The organism is Streptomyces sp. R44 (genome assembly GCF_041053105.1).
In the GTDB taxonomy this organism is placed as follows: domain Bacteria; phylum Actinomycetota; class Actinomycetes; order Streptomycetales; family Streptomycetaceae; genus Streptomyces.
This window is the reverse complement of record NZ_CP163444.1, coordinates 813492-829876: the sequence shown is the minus strand read 5'-3', so window position 1 is coordinate 829876 and position 16385 is coordinate 813492. Positions and strand designations below refer to the sequence as shown.

Annotated in this window: 14 protein-coding genes; 8 read left to right on the top strand and 6 right to left on the bottom strand. The window is 72.8% G+C overall.

Features of this window, described 5'->3' with window-relative positions; all coding sequences use genetic code 11:
• The first annotated feature begins 24 nt into the window (after positions 1–24).
• Both AB5J54_RS03995 and AB5J54_RS03990 read left to right on the top strand, forming a co-directional pair.
• Complete coding sequence (locus AB5J54_RS03995; protein ID WP_369142478.1) at positions 25–933, top strand: LysR family transcriptional regulator; 909 nt, start codon at positions 25–27, stop codon at positions 931–933.
• A 298-nt stretch (positions 934–1231) separates the two neighbouring features.
• Positions 1232–1672: a subtilase-type protease inhibitor gene (locus AB5J54_RS03990; protein WP_369142477.1), complete on the top strand. Its 441-nt coding sequence runs from the start codon at positions 1232–1234 to the stop codon at positions 1670–1672.
• Positions 1673–1897: 225 nt separating this feature from the next.
• Here the strand turns inward: AB5J54_RS03990 and AB5J54_RS03985 are convergent, their stop codons facing one another.
• On the bottom strand, positions 1898–3697 hold the full coding sequence (locus AB5J54_RS03985) for a serine hydrolase (RefSeq protein ID WP_369142476.1): 1800 nt from the start codon (positions 3695–3697) through the stop codon (positions 1898–1900).
• A 117-nt stretch (positions 3698–3814) separates the two neighbouring features.
• Here AB5J54_RS03985 and AB5J54_RS03980 point away from each other — a divergent pair, with 117 nt between their 5' ends.
• Together AB5J54_RS03980 and AB5J54_RS03975 are read left to right on the top strand one after the other, a co-directional pair.
• Positions 3815–4927 (top strand): NAD(P)H-dependent flavin oxidoreductase, encoded by a 1113-nt coding sequence (locus tag AB5J54_RS03980; RefSeq protein WP_369142475.1) that lies wholly within the window; start codon positions 3815–3817, stop codon positions 4925–4927.
• Positions 4924–6474, top strand: a complete 1551-nt coding sequence (locus tag AB5J54_RS03975) for an acyl-CoA synthetase (protein ID WP_369142474.1) — start codon at positions 4924–4926, stop codon at positions 6472–6474. The genes AB5J54_RS03980 and AB5J54_RS03975 overlap by 4 nt, the downstream gene beginning before the upstream one ends.
• On the opposite strand, the gene AB5J54_RS03970 is transcribed toward AB5J54_RS03975, so the two are convergent.
• Positions 6471–7118, bottom strand: a complete 648-nt coding sequence (locus AB5J54_RS03970; protein ID WP_369149208.1) for a DNA alkylation repair protein — start codon at positions 7116–7118, stop codon at positions 6471–6473. The two genes, AB5J54_RS03975 and AB5J54_RS03970, sit on opposite strands and share 4 nt — an antisense overlap.
• A 128-nt stretch (positions 7119–7246) precedes the next feature.
• Here AB5J54_RS03970 and AB5J54_RS03965 point away from each other — a divergent pair, with 128 nt between their 5' ends.
• A complete protein-coding gene (locus AB5J54_RS03965; RefSeq protein WP_369142473.1) occupies positions 7247–7903 on the top strand; it encodes a hypothetical protein in 657 nt (218 codons plus the stop codon).
• Between the two features lie 6 nt (positions 7904–7909).
• On the opposite strand, the gene AB5J54_RS03960 is transcribed toward AB5J54_RS03965, so the two are convergent.
• Complete coding sequence (locus tag AB5J54_RS03960) at positions 7910–8743, bottom strand: nitroreductase/quinone reductase family protein (protein WP_369142472.1); 834 nt, start codon at positions 8741–8743, stop codon at positions 7910–7912.
• Between the two features lie 153 nt (positions 8744–8896).
• Here AB5J54_RS03960 and AB5J54_RS03955 point away from each other — a divergent pair, with 153 nt between their 5' ends.
• Complete coding sequence (locus AB5J54_RS03955) at positions 8897–9301, top strand: MarR family winged helix-turn-helix transcriptional regulator (RefSeq protein ID WP_369149207.1); 405 nt, start codon at positions 8897–8899, stop codon at positions 9299–9301.
• 42 nt (positions 9302–9343) lie between these two features.
• Complete coding sequence (locus AB5J54_RS03950; protein ID WP_369142471.1) at positions 9344–10450, top strand: calcium:proton antiporter; 1107 nt, start codon at positions 9344–9346, stop codon at positions 10448–10450.
• Here the strand turns inward: AB5J54_RS03950 and AB5J54_RS03945 are convergent.
• A complete protein-coding gene (locus tag AB5J54_RS03945; protein WP_369142470.1) occupies positions 10440–12848 on the bottom strand; it encodes a penicillin acylase family protein in 2409 nt (802 codons plus the stop codon). The genes AB5J54_RS03950 and AB5J54_RS03945 overlap by 11 nt on opposite strands.
• A 156-nt stretch (positions 12849–13004) precedes the next feature.
• Here AB5J54_RS03945 and AB5J54_RS03940 point away from each other — a divergent pair, with 156 nt between their 5' ends.
• Positions 13005–14516 carry a fatty acyl-CoA synthetase gene (locus AB5J54_RS03940; protein ID WP_369142469.1) on the top strand — a complete coding sequence of 504 codons (1512 nt, stop codon included), beginning with the start codon at positions 13005–13007 and terminating at the stop codon, positions 14514–14516.
• On the opposite strand, the gene AB5J54_RS03935 is transcribed toward AB5J54_RS03940, so the two are convergent.
• A complete protein-coding gene (locus AB5J54_RS03935; RefSeq protein WP_369142468.1) occupies positions 14507–14890 on the bottom strand; it encodes a VOC family protein in 384 nt (127 codons plus the stop codon). The two genes, AB5J54_RS03940 and AB5J54_RS03935, sit on opposite strands and share 10 nt — an antisense overlap.
• 53 nt (positions 14891–14943) lie before the next feature.
• On the bottom strand, positions 14944–16230 hold the full coding sequence (paaK, locus tag AB5J54_RS03930) for a phenylacetate--CoA ligase PaaK (RefSeq protein WP_369142467.1): 1287 nt from the start codon (positions 16228–16230) through the stop codon (positions 14944–14946).
• Between the last annotated feature and the right edge of the window lie 155 nt (positions 16231–16385).

Genomic DNA, 16385 nt, shown 5'->3' with positions numbered 1-16385 from the left:
TCCGCAGGCTGAGACACTAGGGGAATGATCGAAGCGCGGCGGTTGCACATCCTCCGTGCGGTGGCCGACCACCGCACGGTCACGGCGGCGGCCGCCGCGCTCTATCTCACCCCCTCCGCCGTCTCCCAGCAGCTGGCCGCCCTGGAGCAGGAGACCGGCCACCGCCTGGTGGACCGCAGCGCGCGCGGCGCGCGCCTCACCCCGGCCGGCGAGATCCTGCTGAGCCACGCCAACGCCGTGCTCGCCCAGCTGGAGCGCGCCGAGGCCGAGCTCGCCGCCTACGGCTCCGGAGACGCCGGTACGGTCACGGTCGCCGCGTTCGCCACCGGCATCGGGCTCGTCGTGGCCCCCGCCATCACGGCGCTCGCCCGCACCGCGCCCGGCATCCGGGTCCGGGTCCGCGACGCGGAGGGCGACGAGAGCCTGCTCATGGTCCTGGATCGGCAGGTCGACGTGGCCGTCGCGGTCGAGTACCGGGGCGCGCCGGGCGAGGACGACGCCCGGCTCACCCGTGTCCCGCTGTACGCCGAGCCGTTCGACGCGGTCCTGCCGCCCGGTCACCCCCTCGCCGGCGACGCACGGGTCGCGCTCGCCGACCTCGCCAAGGACACCTGGATCGGCCAGTCCGAGGGGAACCCCTGCCATGACGTGACCGTCCTGGCCTGCGAGTACGCCGGGTTCACCCTGAACCCGGAGCACTCCTCCGACGACTTCCGCGCCGTCGTCGCCCTGGCGGCGGCGTCCGCCGGCGTGGCGCTCGTGCCGCGCTCGGCCCTGCGCGGGATGGAACTCACGGGCGTGGAGGTCCGCCCGATCGAGGGCGTCGCCCCGACCCGCCGGGTCTTCGCCGCCGTCCGGCGCGGAGCGGAGGACCACCCCCTCATCAGCCCCGTCCTCGGGGCGCTCGGCGCCGCGGCCGGACCCCGGGCCTGACGGCAGAGTTCCGGACGATCAAGCTCCTTTTCAGGTGGTTCACTCTCGAACATGTCTTGGATCGCCGCAGGTGGAAGCGTTGTGCAAGCTTGTACGACCCTCCGGTGGCAGCCTCCGAAGGGCCGCCGGGAGACGGCCCGCACCCCCTCTCAGCTTCCCGAACGACCAATCGGTCGGGTCCGCTGCGCGGCGACGGCCGGAAAGTGCGGACAGATGTGCGATCACTCTGCGCGTCGACGAGACTCCCCTCCGCAGTCGATCGGCTCGCACTCCTGAAACCACGCGAAGGGACACCCCCGTGCGTCACGTCCGTACCCTCGGCGCCACCGCGCTCGCCACCGCCGCCGGCCTCGCCCTCATCGGCACGGCCCTCATCGGCACCGCCCAGGCCGCCCCCGAACGCCTCTACCCGCCGTCGGCGCTCGTCCTCACTCTCGGGCAGGGGGACAGCCCCGAGACGGCCCGGATCGTCCGCGCCGTCACCCTGAGCTGCGCCCCCACGCCCGGCGGCACGCACCCCAGCCCCGCGTCCGCGTGCGCCGAACTGGCCGCGTCCGGCGGTGACCTGGGCGCCCTGACGGTCCGGTCGGGCGACCGGCCCTGCACGCGCGAGTGGGCGCCGGTGACGATCACCGGCGACGGCGTCTGGCAGGGGCGGCGGATCTCCTGGTCGGAGACGTACGGCAACGCCTGTGAGCAGCACGCCCGCACGGCGTCGGTGGCGGCCCTCGCCTTCTGACGGCGCGGGGCCCGGAGCCGTGCCGTCCCCCGGCGGCGCGGCTCCGGGAGGACGGCCGGTGCCCGCCCGGGTACCGGCCGTCCCGTGCGTCGCGACCGGACAGGTTCCCAGCTGCGCTCCGCCGTGGATGATCGCGTGGTTGCCTGCCTCGCCGGGAGCACTGACGCGCGTGTCGGAGGTGCGCGGGCGGCGCAGCTCCGTCTCGGGCGGTTCGTCGGCTCGGGCTCAATCGGCGGACCTGGCCCAGCCGTTCGCCTCGATCCGCGCTCCGTCCGCCGGTCGCGCCTCGTCGAACAGCGGCAGCCCGGACCCGTCGAGAAGCCGCAGCCCGTCGACGTACACGCCCCGCCCCACGTACCGCTGATCCGTGGCGTACCGCCAGCGCAGCAGGGCGTTCGGTTCCGGCAGCGCCGCGGACACGGTGTGCCAGACGCGGCCGGACCAGCCGCCGACCGTGCCCGTCGGGTGCTCGGTGCGCCCGTCGGTGGTGAAGGGCACCGGCCGCCAGGTCGTGCCGCCGTCGGTCGAGGCCTCCAGGGAGACCCGGTCGGCGCCCGGCTCGGTGTCCCACCACAGCGCGCACTCCAGGACTGCGGCGCCCGGCACATGAGGGAGCGTCAGGGTGACGGTCGTGGCGCTCGCCATGCCGGAGAACCAGGACGTGCGGCCACGGACCGGGCGCACGGGCACGGCCCTGGCCAGCCGGTCCGCCGTGGCGACGCGCGGCGCGGAGCCGGAGCGCCAGGACCGCACCGGGTGCACGGAGTTGCCGAGCACGATCAGGAACGAGTCGGTCGTCGGGTCGAGGACGAGGCTGGTGCCGGTGAAGCCGGTGTGCCCCGCCGTCCGCGGGGTGGCCATCGCGCCCATGTACCAGTGCTGGTGGAGCTCGAAGCCGAGTCCGTGCTCGTCGCCGGGGAAGGCGGTGTTGAAGTCGCTGAACATCAGCTCCACCGACGCGGGGGAGAGGATCCGGGCCCGGCCGTACGCCCCGCCGTTGAGCAGCGTGCGGGCGAGGATCGCGAGGTCCCAGGCACGGGAGAAGATCCCGGCGTGGCCGGCGACGCCGCCGAGGCCGTAGGCGTTCTCGTCGTGGACCTCGCCCCACACCATGCCCCGGTCGAGGCCGGACCAGGGCTTCCGGGCGTCCTCGGTGGCGGCGATCTCCGGTCGCCAGGAGGGCGGGGGATTGAACCGTGTGCGGTGCATCCCGAGCGGAGCGGTGATCTCGTCGTGGAGCAGGATGTCCAGACCGAGACCGGTGATCTCCTCCAGGATCAGCTGGAGCGAGATCAGGTTGAGGTCGGAGTAGAGGTACGCGGTCCCCGGCGGGTTCGCCGGGGTCTCGGCCCACAGCAGCCGCAGCTTCCCCTCCCGCGTCGGCTCCCGGTAGAGCGGGATCCACGACCGGAAGCCGGAGGTGTGGGTGAGCAGCTGCCGCACGGTGACGTCCTGCTTCCCGCCCCCGCCGAACTCCGGCAGGTACGCGGTGACCTTCGCCTCCAGCTCAAGGGCCCCGCGCTCGATCTGCTGCACCGCCAGGATCGAGGTGAACAGCTTGGAGACCGAGGCCAGGTCGAAGACCGTGTCCTCGGTCATCGGGATCTGCCGCTCCGGCGGCAGCTCGACACCGGTGTCGGTCTTCTCGTCGTACGCCGCGTACCGCACGGCCGAGCCGATCGCCCGGTGCAGGGCGACGGTCCCGCCCCGCCCGGCGAGCAGGACGGCGCCCGCGTACCAGGGGTGCGTGGGGGAAGGCCCGAGGAAGCGTTCGGCCTCCGCCACGAGTCCGTCCAGGTGCGGCGCGAGCAGCCCGGCCCGCTCCGCGGACCCGCGCCGCAGTGTGGTCCGCCGCGCGGCGGACGACGCACCGTCCGCGGCTCCCGGCCCCGCCCCGGGCCGCGGGCCCTCCGCGGCCGCCGCCCCCGGCACCGCACCGGTCATCAGCGCCCCTCCCAGGACCAGCACCCCGCCGCCGAACGCGCGGCGGCTCGGCCTTCCGTCTCGTTTCGCTCGCTCCGTCATGCCCACCCTCTCCCACCGGGCGCGGCGGCGAAACGCAGACGCACCGGCCCCAAAGAATCTGACGTTGCGTCAGAAAACCTCTTCCCTCCGCCGCGCCGCTGCGGCATCCTGCCGCCCATGGAGACGGAGCTGAGTCGCACACTGGGGATCGAGCACGCCATCTTCGGCTTCACGCCCTTCCCCGCGGTGGCCGCCGCACTCACCAGAGCCGGCGGCTTCGGCGTCCTCGGCGCGGTCCGCTACACCGCGCCCGAGGACCTCGCCCGCGACCTCGACTGGATGCAGGAGCACACCGACGGCCTGCCCTACGGCCTCGACGTCGTGATGCCCGCGAAGAAGGCGGTCGACGGGATCGGCGAGGCCGAGATCGAGGCGATGATCCCCGAGGAGCACCGGGCGTTCGTCCGCGCCACCCTCGCCAAGCACGGGGTCCCGGAACTGGCCGAGGGCGAGGCCTCCGGCTGGCGGATCACCGGCTGGATGGAGCAGGTCGCCCGCAGCCAGCTCGACGTGGCCTTCGACTACCCGATCAGACTCCTCGCCAACGCCCTCGGCTCACCACCGCCCGACGTCGTCGCCCGCGCCCACGACCACGGCGTCCTCGTCGCCGCCCTCGCCGGCAGCGCCCGCCACGCCCGCCACCACGCAGACGCCGGCATCGACATCGTCGTCGCCCAGGGGTACGAGGCGGGCGGCCACACCGGCGAGATCGCCTCCATGGTCCTGACCCCCGAGGTCGTCGACGCCGTCTCCCCGCTGCCCGTGCTCGCCGCCGGCGGCATCGGCAGCGGCGAGCAGATCGCCGCCGGACTCGCCCTCGGCGCCCAGGGCGTCTGGCTCGGCTCGATCTGGCTCACCACCACCGAGGCGGAACTGCACTCCCGCGCCCTCACCGCCAAGCTCCTCGCGGCGGGCTCCGGCGACACGGTCCGCTCGCGCGCCCTCACCGGCAAGCCCGCCCGCCAGCTCCGTACCGAATGGACCGACGCCTGGGACGACCCGGCGGGGCCGGGACCGCTCCCCATGCCGCTCCAGGGACTCCTGGTCGCCGAGGCCGTCTCCCGTATCCAGAAGTACGAGGTCGAGCCGCTGCTCGGCACCCCCGTCGGGCAGATCGTCGGCCGGATGAACTCCGAGCGCAGCGTCCAGCAGGTCGTCGACGAGCTCACCCGCGGCTTCGAGAAGGCCGTCGACCGCATCAACCGCATCGCCGGACGGAGCACCCAGTGACACAAGGACCCACCGGATTCTGGGCCCAGGCAGCCGCCGAACCCGGCCGCACCGTCCTCGTCGCACCCGACGGCGAGGAGTGGTCCGCCGGCCGGCTGCACGCCGAGGCCAACCGGCTCGTCCGCGGCCTGCGCGCCGCCGGCCTCGAACGCGGCGACGCGTTCGCCGTCGTCCTGCCCAACGGCCCCGAGTTCTTCACCGCCCATCTCGCCGCCACCCAGGCCGGGTTCTACCTCGTACCCGTCAACCACCACTTCGTCGGCCCCGAGATCGCCTGGATCGTCGCCGACTCCGGCGCCAAGGTCCTCGTCGCCCACGAGCGGTTCGCCGAGGCCGTGACCCTCGCCGCCGACGAGGCCGGACTCGCGCCCACCCACCGGTACGCGGTCGGCACGGTCCCCGGCTTCCGCCCGTACGCCGAACTCCTCGACAGACAGGACGGATCCGCGCCCGCCGACCGCACCCTCGGCTGGGTCATGAACTACACCTCCGGCACCACCGGCCGGCCCCGGGGCATCCGCCGCCCGCTCCCCGGCAAGCTCCCCGAGGAGACCCATCTCGGCGGCTTCCTCGGCATCTTCGGCATCCGGCCGGCCGACGGCAACGTCCATCTCGTCTGCTCGCCGCTCTACCACACCGCCGTGCTCCAGTTCGCGGCCGCCGCCCTCCACATCGGCCACCCGCTGGTCCTCATGGACCGGTGGACGCCCGAGGAGATGCTCCGCCTCATCGACCGGTACGCCTGCACCCACACCCACATGGTCCCCACCCAGTTCCACCGCCTGCTCGCCCTCCCCGCCGAGGTACGGGAGCGGTACGACGTCTCCTCCATGCGCCACGCCATCCACGGCGCCGCCCCCTGCCCCGAGCACGTCAAGCGGGCGATGATCGACTGGTGGGGCCGGTGCGTCGAGGAGTACTACGCGGCCAGCGAGGGCGGCGGCGCCTTCGCCACCGCCGAGGAGTGGCTCAAGCGGCCCGGGACGGTCGGCCGGGCCTGGCCCATCAGCGAACTCGCGGTCTTCGACGACGACGGCAAGCGGCTGCCGCCGGGTGAACTCGGCACCGTCTACCTCAAGATGAACACCGGCGGCTTCCAGTACCACAAGGACGAGGCGAAGACCGCGAAGAACCGCATCGGCGACTTCTTCACCGTCGGCGACCTCGGCATCCTCGACGAGGACGGCTACCTCTTCCTCCGCGACCGCAAGATCGACATGATCATCTCCGGCGGGGTCAACATCTACCCCGCCGAGATCGAGGCGGCGCTGCTCGCCCACCCCGCCGTCGCGGACGCCGCCGCCTTCGGCATCCCGCACGCCGACTGGGGCGAGGAGGTGAAGGCGGTCGTCGAGGCGGCCGAGGGGTACGAGCCGGGGCCCGCGCTCGCCGCCGAGATCCTGGCCCACTGCGGGGACCGCCTCGCCGGCTTCAAGCGCCCGAAGTCGGTCGACTTCGTCGCGGCCATGCCCCGGGACCCGAACGGCAAGCTGTACAAGCGCCGCCTCCGCGACCCGTACTGGGAGGGCAGGGAGCGCCCGCTCTAGTTCCCCTGTTCCTTGCGGCGCACCATCTCGCCGATCCAGACGGGGGCGTACGGGGACGTGCAGCCGGGGGAGGTCGGGTAGTCCTTGAGCACCTGGAGCCGCTCACCGATGTCCACGGCGCGGGCGCGGTACTCGGGGTGCTCGATCCCGATCTGGGCCAGGCAGTGGTTCATCGCCCACTGCAGGCGGTCGGGCGCGTCCTTCATCTCCGCCTCGACGACGTCGAGCAGCCCGGGGAGGTCGAGGCCCTCGGGCTGCTTCGCCACGCGCGCGGTGGTCAGTGCCCAGCCGGCGCTCGCGACCACCGGATCGGAATCGGTGAGCCAGGCGAGGCGCAGCTCCTCGGCGTGCGGGTTCTTCTTCACCACGTAGTTCACGAGCCAGTCGTGCACCTTGGGGGCGCGGGCCTCGCGCACCATGCGGTCGAGGGCGTCCCGCTCGAACGCCTTCGGGCGGCAGACCAGGAGGGAGAGGAGCCGGGCGGCGGTGTCGTCCGTCTCCCAGAGCCGGACCGCGAGCTCCTGCTGTGTCTTCAGCCGCTTCGCGAGCGCGCGCAGCTTGCCGAGGTTCACGCCGTGGTCGTCGCCGTGCCGCTCGTTGACCTCGCGTGCCTTCGGGTCGTCGAGCTCCGCCAGCTCGGCCATCACCCCGGCCAACGCCGTCTCCGCCACCTCGTCCTCCTGTCCGTCGCCTGTGAAATGCAGCCTATGCCGGACACGCGCCGGGTTAGGGTGCGGCGGATCGACGATGCGGGGGGCGTGTGGAACAGCGGGTGCGGGTGCACAAGGTGCGGCTGGGCGGCGACGAGGTCAGGGTCGTCAGACCGGACCCCGCCCCGGCGCGGCTCGCCCTGCGCGACGACGGCCACTGGCTGTCGATGTACGCGGACCGGGACGGCGCCGAGCGGCTCACCGCGCTGTGGGCACTGGCCGCCCGCTCCGCGCGCTCCCTGGTCCACCTCCCGCTCCGGGCCAACCCCGCCCCCGACGGCGTCATGGGGGAGGGCGAACCGGTGGCGCTCGACCTGGTCCTGGTCCACCACAGTCTGCAGTTCCCCACCGCCGCGTGGAAGCGGGTCCGGGCCCGGCTCGGAACCGGCCGGCCGCACACCGCCGCCACCCCGGAGCGTGACTTCCCGGACGAGGGCGCCATCGACCACGAGCGCCGGCACCACGCCACGTACCGGGACCACCTCGGCTTCGACATCGCGGCGCACACGCTCTTCGTCGTGGGCAGCGCCACCGCGTTCCGCGAGCACGGGACCGTGCTGCGCGGGCTCCTCGACGAGGCCCCGTCCCACCGGTACCGCCATCCGGGCGCCGGACACTTCTGCGTGGAGTTCGGCTCCGGCCCCTGGACCCGGCCCCGGACCCGCCGGAACGTGCCGGGCGCCCTGCACCTCCAGTACTGCGAGGACTGGCGCGTCTGACCGGTGCTACGGCGCCAGGGCCGGAAGCAGCTGGGACTCCTCGTAGGCGAAGTGCTCCTCCAGGCTCGTCGCCAGGCGGTCGACCTCGGTGCGCAGGGTCGCCGGGTCGGCGTCGGAGGCCAGCAGGGCCTCCAGCTCGTCGACCGTGCGGGCGACCACCCGGTGCTCCCGGCGCATCCGGTCCAGGGAGTCGGCGAGGTCCGGGAACTGGCGCTCCAGGAGGTCGAAGACGCCGTCCTCGTTGTGGTGGTGGGCGTGGAGTGCGCCGCAGAGGCCGAGGCAGTGCCGGGCGAGCTGCCTGCCGAGCGTGGGCGCCGGGGCGCCCAGGCCCTCGCGGAGCGCGGCGAGTTCGGCCCGGAGTTCGTCGTGGACCTCGACGAGGTGGGCGGCGATCGCCCGGTGCCGCGCGGGGTCGGTGAGGTCGACGCGGTGCAGGGCGACGACGGGGATGACCCGGTCCGTGCCGGCCTGGTAGCCGGCGAACGCGGGATCGCGCGCGGCCTGCTGCGCGTACAGCCGGTCCCGTTCCTCGCCCTCCGTCACCACCGCCCTCGCCGCGAAGCGCTCGACGGTCCCGTCGGGTGTGCCGAGTTCGACGGTGACGTGCGCGTCGGCGCGGAGGTTGTGGAACCAGGCCGGGTGCTTCGGTCCGCCGGCGTTCGACGCGAAGACGAGGAGCCGGGCCCCGTCGCGTACGTACACGGCGGGGTTGGTGTGGGGCCGTCCGCTGCGGGCGCCGGTCGTGGTGAGGAGGAGTAAGGAGGCGCCTTCGAACATCCCGCCCACGCGGCCGCCGTTGGCGCGGAACTCCAAGATGACCCGCTGATTGAACTCGGACATGACGGTGCCCTTCGGTAGCATCGATCACGGCAGATCTATTTGCTTTGAAAGCAAAGCTAAATCGGAGGGTGCAGGGTGTCAATCGCGGACCACGGCGACCGGAGCGCCGACGGGCCGGACGTCGACGACGCCGTCCGTACGCTGCTGCTGCTCATGCCCCGGATGGTCGGACGGGTCAAGCGCATCAGGATCCCCGACGAGCTGCAGTCCCTCACCCTGGCGCCCCGTCACCTCTCCCTCCTTGCCTACCTCCTCTTCGACGGGCCGCTCGGCGTCAACGAGCTCGCCGCCCGTCTGGAGGTCGCCCCGACCACCGTGAGCCTGATGGTCGGCGACCTCGCAAAGAAGGGCGTCCTGGAGCGGACCGAGGACCCCGCCGACCGCCGGCGGAAGATCGTCTCCATCGCCGAGGCGCACCGCCCCGCCATCGACGGCTGGCTGGGCCGCAGCGCCGGCGCCTGGCGCGCGGCCCTCGCACCCCTCGGCCCGGCCGAACGGCGGATGTTCGTCGAGACCCTCGCCGCGTACGAGAACGGCCTTGCCGATCCCGAGGGCTGAGCGAATCGGGCGTAAAGGCCCTCTTGTGGCAATATGCGGATCATGAGTTCGACGGTGACGGCAAGGGCACGGCAGTGGACCACCTGGGGGCCGGTGGTGGCGGCGCTTGTGCTCGCCCTCGCCTGGGGGCGTGAGCTCCCGGGCTTCGCGGTGGCGATCGTCGTCGTCTGCCTGTTCGCCGGGGTGCTCTCGGCCGTGCATCACGCCGAGGTCATCGCCCACCGCATCGGCGAACCCTTCGGCTCCCTCGTCCTCGCCGTGGCCGTGACCGTCATCGAGGTCGGACTGATCGTCATGCTGATGATCGGAGGCGGGGACAAGGCGACGAGCTACGCCCGCGACACGGTCTTCGCCGCCGTCATGATCACCTGCAACGGCATCGTCGGCCTCTCCCTGCTCGTCGGCGCCCTGCGGAACCGGGTCGCGGTCTTCAACGCGGAGGGTTCCGGAGGCGAGCTCGCCGTCGTCTGCACCCTCGCGACCATGACGCTCGTCCTGCCGACCTTCACGACGAGCCACCCCGGCCCCGAGTTCTCCGCCGCACAGCTCGCCTTCGCCGCGGTCTCCTCGCTCATCCTCTACGGGGTGTTCGTCGCCGTGCAGACCGTCCGGCACCGCGACTACTTCCTGCCCGTGCCACGGCCGGACCGGGGGATCCCGGAGTCGGAGGACGAGCACGCCGCGCCGCCCACCGCCCGCGACGCCTGGTTCAGCCTCGGCCTGCTCGTGGTCGCGCTCGTCGCCGTCGTCGGCAACGCCAAGCTCGTCTCGCCCACCATCGAGGACGCCGTCGCCTCCGCGGGCCTGCCCAAGGCGGTCGTCGGTGTCGTCATCGCCCTGATGGTGCTGCTTCCCGAGACGCTCGCCGCCGTGCGCGCGGCGAGCCGGGACCGCATGCAGACCAGCATGAACCTGGCCTACGGCTCGGCCATCGCCAGCATCGGCCTGACGATCCCCTCGATCGCGCTCGCCTCGATCTGGCTGGACGGGCCCCTGATCCTCGGCCTGGGGCCCCTCCACATGGTGCTGCTCGTGCTCACGGCCGTGGTGGGCGCCCTGACGGTGGTGCCGGGACGGGCCACCCTCCTTCAGGGCAGCGTCCACCTCTCGATCTTCGCCGCCTTCGTGTTCCTGTCGTTCAGCCCCTGACCACGACCACCTTCAGGCCGGGCGAGCGCAGGATGTCCTTCTCGCAGAAGCGGGAGGTCACCCAGCGCTCGCCCGCGAACAGCCGGGTCTGGTCACTGAAGTGCGGCGAAGCCGGGTTCGAGGACTGGGAGTACGAGAGCAGGGTGCGGGCCACCGGGCACCGGCTCCCGTCCCAGCCGACCGCCTGCACATGGCTCGTCCCGTGCGCGACCTCCACATAGCCGCCGCCCGCCGCGTTCCACACGGGCTCGGTCTTGTTCCAGACGCCCAGCGACTCGGTCCCGCCGCTCACCGGGATCCGCTCCCCGTTCCGTACGACGAACTGGTGGGCGCCGAGCGGTGCGTCCAGGGCGATGCCCGCCGCCCGCAGGTCCGCCGCCGCGGCCTTGAGGGCCTGCGCGAAGCCGGGCGCCCCCGTGTCGAGGGTGTGCGGGGTGCGGACCGGGTCGGCCGCGGAGAACGGCACCCTCCACTGGTCGGCCGGCGGCACCGTGGCGGTGAACTTCCGCCAGAAGCGGTCGAAGAGCAGCGCGCCCCGGCTGTCGGTGTTCACCGTCCGGTCCCAGTCCCCGATCACCCGGCAGACCTCCGGGTCCTCCGGCAGCACCGACGCGCAGGCCTTCGCCGCGTCGCCCGCCGCGAGGTCACCGGCGGTCGCCCGGTTCGCGAACTGCTGGCGCTGGAGGTCGGCCACCGTGAGCGCGCCCCGGTCCGCCATCGCCGACACGTCCTCGATCCCGCCCCGGGTGCGCAGCGAGCGCGGGACGGCGATCGTGCCGAAGATCCGCTCGTAACCGGTCAGCGGCCGGTCGGCGTTGGCCAGCCAGGCGCTGTCGTTGGAGTTCTCCACGTACGGGGTGTCCCGCAGGACGGGCATCCGCGCCGGGCCGAAGACCCCCGGCTGCACCGCGTCCGGGTCGGAGCCGAGCGCGCAGTCCGACCGCGAGCCGTCGAGCACGGCGACGCCCGAGGCCGGGTAGGTGGCCCGGCCGAGCGGGGTGGAGCAGCGCGCGGCGAGCTCGTCGGTGATCCGGGGGAGCACCTGGGACTGGGTGAAGAGGGAGTGCCCCGCGGAGTCCGCCGCGATCGTGTTGACCCAGGGCAGCCCCTGGGTGCGCGCCAGCGTGTCGGCGATGTCCTGCGCGGACCGGGCCTTCCCGAAGCCGAGCGCGGTGTCGGAGCCGCGCAGGTTGGCGGCGTTGGGGTCGTTCAGCGCGTACGCCGTGGTCGCGGTCCAGGGCAGCGGCAGCTGCGCGCCGAGGCCGCCGACGACGGGGCCGTACCGGGTCCACCACTGGATACGGGTGACGGGGGCGCCGTCCTTGACCGCCACGGTCACCTCGCGCGCGGTCATCCGCTCCGGCCGGCCGTCCACCAGGTAGGACGTCGGGTCGCCGGGGGCGAGCGTCAGCTGGTGCAGGTTGAGCGGCACCCCGGTGGCGACGGTGTGGCTCCAGGCGACCTTGTCGTTGAAGCCGATGTTGACGACGGTCGTGCCGAGGAGCGAGGCGCCGGAGACGTTCAGCTCGCCCGGGATGGTCTGCTGCGACTGCCAGAACCGGCGGCCGCCCTGCCACGGGTAGTGCGGGTTCCCCAGGAGCAGCCCGCGCCCGTTCGCCGTCGTGGCCCCCGAGAACGCGACGGCGTTGGAGCCCATGGTGGCGTTCTCGGGAGCGAACAGCTCGCGCGCCGCCTCGGCCGTACGGGCGGGGTCGGGGCCCTCCGGACCGGTGCCGCCCGAGCGGGCGGCCGAGGTGGGCGCGGCGGCCGGCGGCGCGGCGGCCGTGATGCCGTCCACGGCCCTGCCCTGGCCGCCGAGCACCGAGACGGCGAAGCCGCGCCGGGCCACGTCGAGCGCGGTCACGGGACGGACCCAGTCGGCGTCCGCGCAGGCCGGATCGGTGATCCGGTTCTTCCGCAGCCAGGCGTTGTAGCCGGCCGCCCAGCCCCGCATCAGCTCCTTCAGTTCCCGGCTCGGACCGGTCGGCGCCGGGGTTTCGAGGAGCTCCTCGACCGTGCCCGCGTCCTTCACGCCACGGAAGTAGAGATCACTGGAGAGGTTCGTCGTGGCGGAGGAGAGGGAGCCGTCCGGGGCGGCGCCCGGGCCGAAGTACCGGGAGCGTTCACCGTTCACGGTCAGGAAGCCGTCGGCGAGCACACAGACCTGGTCGGCGGCCTGGGCCCAGCCCGTGCCGAACCCCAGGTTCGCGTAGTCCTTCGCGACGATGTGCGGGATGCCGTACTCGGTGTAGCGGATGACGGCCGACAGGCCCCGGTCGGACGGATGACGGTCCCGGTCCCCGGAGTCGGCGGCCGCCGCGCCGGGCAGCGAGGCCGTGACGACGGCGAGGGCCGCGCCGGTGAGCGCGAGGTGTTTCAGACGGGTACGGAGGTGCAAGATGCCTCCCAACGGACGGATGAGCACGACGGGTTGGACCATGCACGCAGTTGCACGGCCCCTTGTCAACATCCCGTTCGGTATCCGAGGTCCGGGTATGTACGGCGCGCCGCGCGGTACTTGACCTGCCGCCCGCTCCGCGCCGAGGATCACCGCATGGACCGACTCCTGAGCCGCACCGTCGACGGCTTCCTGCGCGCGAGCGCCCGGCGCGTGCCCGACCGGATCGCCCTCCGCTACGCCGACCGGACCTGGACGTACGCGGAGCTGGACGCCGCCGTCTCCACGGCCGCCGCCGTCCTGCGCGAGCCGGAGCACGGGATCGCCCTGCCGGAGTACGCCCGGGTCGCCACGTACGGCCACAACTCGGACGCCTACCTCATCGCGTTCCTCGCCTGCGCCCGGGCCGGCCTGATCCACGTACCCGTGAACCACCATCTGACCGGCGAGGACCTGGCGTACCTCCTGGAGCAGTCGGACAGTTCCCTCGTGCTCGCCGACCCCGCCCTCGCCGACCGGATCCCCGGGGGATTCGCGGTCAAGGCGCTGCGGGACGCGCCCGGTTCACTGCTCGACGCCCTCGCCGAGCCGGACGAGTACCTCACCGACCGCGATGCTCGCGACGTCGCCCAGCTGCTCTACACCTCGGGCACCACCGCACTCCCCAAGGGCGCGGTGATGACCCACCTCGCCCTCGCCCACGAGTACGCCAGCGCGATCGAGGCCCTCGACCTGAGCGAGGACGACCGCCCGGTGCACGCGCTGCCGCTCTACCACTCGGCGCAGATGCACGTCTTCCTGCTGCCCTACCTCGCCGTCGGCGCCGAGAACACCATCGTCGACGGACCCGACCCGGCCGTCCTGTTCGACCTCGTCGAGGCGGGCCGCGCCGACAGCCTCTTCGCCCCGCCGACCGTGTGGATCGCCCTCGCCAACCACCCCGAGTTCGCTTCCCGCGACCTCTCCGCCCTGCGCAAGGCCTACTACGGCGCCTCGATCATGCCCGTACCCGTCCTGGAGCGGCTGCGCGCCCGGCTGCCCGAGCTCGCCTTCTACAACTGCTTCGGCCAGTCGGAGATCGGCCCGCTCGCCACCGTCCTCGGCCCGGACGAGCACGAGGGCCGCATGGACTCCTGCGGCCGCCCCGTCCGCCACGTCGAGGCGCGCGTCGTCGGCGAGGACGGCGAGGACGTCCCCGACGGCACCCCGGGGGAGATCGTCTACCGCTCCCCGCAGCTCTGCGAGGGCTACTGGCGCAAGCCCGACGAGACGAAGGAGGCGTTCCGGGGCGGCTGGTTCCACTCCGGCGACCTCGCCGTCCGCGACGCCGAGGGCTATCTCACGATCGTCGACCGGGTGAAGGACGTCATCAACTCCGGTGGTGTGCTCGTCGCCTCGCGCCAGGTCGAGGACGCGCTCTACACCCACCCCGGGGTCGCCGAGGTGGCCGTCATCGGCCTCCCCGACGACCGGTGGATCGAGGCGGTCACAGCCGTCGTCGTCCCGCGCGGCGAGGTCACCGAGGCCGAACTCCTCGACCACGCACGCGAGAAGCTCGCCCACTTCAAGGCGCCGAAGCGCGTCTTCCTGGTGGACGCGCTTCCCCGCAACGCCAGCGGAAAGATCCTCAAGCGCGACCTGAGGGACCGCTTCGCCCCTCAGCCCTGAGCCTTCTCCTCCACCACGCAGAGGATGTTGCCGTCAGTGTCCTTGAACCAGGCGCCGCGCAGGGTCTCCGTCTCGGCCACGCCGTCGACCGTCTTGATGCCGGGCAGGTCGTAGTCCTCGAAGGTGACGCCCTTGTCGCGCAGCTCCTTCATCTCGCCGTCGAGGTCGTCGACCTTCCAGCTCGCCAGCGTGTGGCCGGCCTCGCCGCCCAGCGGGGTCTCGTACAGGCCGATCGTCGTGCCACCGCACTCGTACCTGGTGTCCTCGGGGGTCTCCTTCACGAGCGGAAGTCCGAGGGTCTCCGAGTAGAACTGCTTGGCCCGGGCCAAGTCCTTGACCGGAATGATCGCGGCTATGGGGGAGTCCGACAGCATCGCTACCACCTCCTCCCTCCAGGCTACGCAGCGGCCGGGCCCGGCGCTCCCTCTCAGCCCTCGCGCAGGTCCACGATCCGCTTGATCTTGCCCACCGAGCGCTCCAGCGTCTCCGGGTCGACCACCTCCACGCCCACCGAGACCCCGACCCCGTCCTTCACCGCCGCCGCGACCGCCCGGGCCGCCTCCGCGCGCTCCTCGGGCGTCGCGTCCGGACGGGCCTCGGCCCGCACCGTCAGCCGGTCGAGCCGGCCCTCCCGGGTCAGCCGCAGCTGGAAGTGCGGGGCCACGCCCGGGGTGCGCAGCACGATCTCCTCGATCTGGGTGGGGAAGAGGTTCACCCCACGCAGGATGATCATGTCGTCGCTGCGCCCGGTGACCTTCTCCATCCGGCGGAACACCCGCGCGGTCCCCGGCAGGAGCCGGGTGAGGTCACGGGTCCGGTAGCGGATCACCGGCATGGCCTCCTTGGTGAGCGAGGTGAAGACCAGCTCGCCCTCCTCGCCGTCGGGCAGCACCTCGCCGGTGAAGGGGTCCACGATCTCCGGGTAGAAATGATCCTCCCAGATGTGCAGGCCGTCCTTGGTCTCCACGCACTCCTGCGCCACGCCCGGGCCGATGACCTCCGACAGGCCGTAGATGTCGACCGCGTCGATCGCGAACCGCTCCTCGATCTCCTTGCGCATCTCCTCCGTCCACGGCTCCGCGCCGAAGACGCCCACCTTCAGCGAGGTCGAGCGGGGGTCCACGCCCTGCCGCTCGAACTCGTCGAGCAGCGTCAGCATGTACGAGGGGGTCACCATGATGATCTCGGGCCGGAAGTCCTGGATGAGCTGCACCTGGCGGGCCGTCATGCCGCCGGAGGCCGGGATCACCGTGCACCCCAGGCGCTCCGCCCCGTAGTGCGCGCCCAGGCCCCCGGTGAACAGGCCGTATCCGTACGCCACATGGACCTTGTGTCCGGGGCGCGCCCCGGCGGCGCGCAGGGAGCGGGCCACCACGTCGGCCCACATGTCCAGGTCGGCCTCGGTGTAGCCGACGACGGTCGGCCGGCCGGTGGTGCCGCTGGAGGCGTGGATCCGCCGGATCCTGGACTGGTCGACGGCGAACATGCCGAAGGGGTAGTGCTCGCGCAGGTCCGACTTGGCGGTGAACGGGAAGCGGGCCAGGTCCGCGAGCGTACGGCAGTCGTCCGGGGTCAGTCCGGCCGCGTCGAAGGAACGCCGGTAGAAGTCCACGTTCTCGTACGCGTGACGCAGGGTGGCGCGCAGCCGCTCCAGCTGGAGGGCCGCCAGCTCCTCGCGTCCGAGCCGTTCGCCGCTGTCCAGCAGTTCCGTCATGCGCGCCGCACCTCCGCCGTCGTCAATGCCGTCGTAAAACGGACTACCGATCATTCGGTTGATCCGTTCCGGGTCAGTAAAACCGGAGGTACCCGGGGCTTGGCAAGGGGGCGGGCGAACTTTTCCCGTCCGTGCGGCCGCCCGGACGGCGGAGC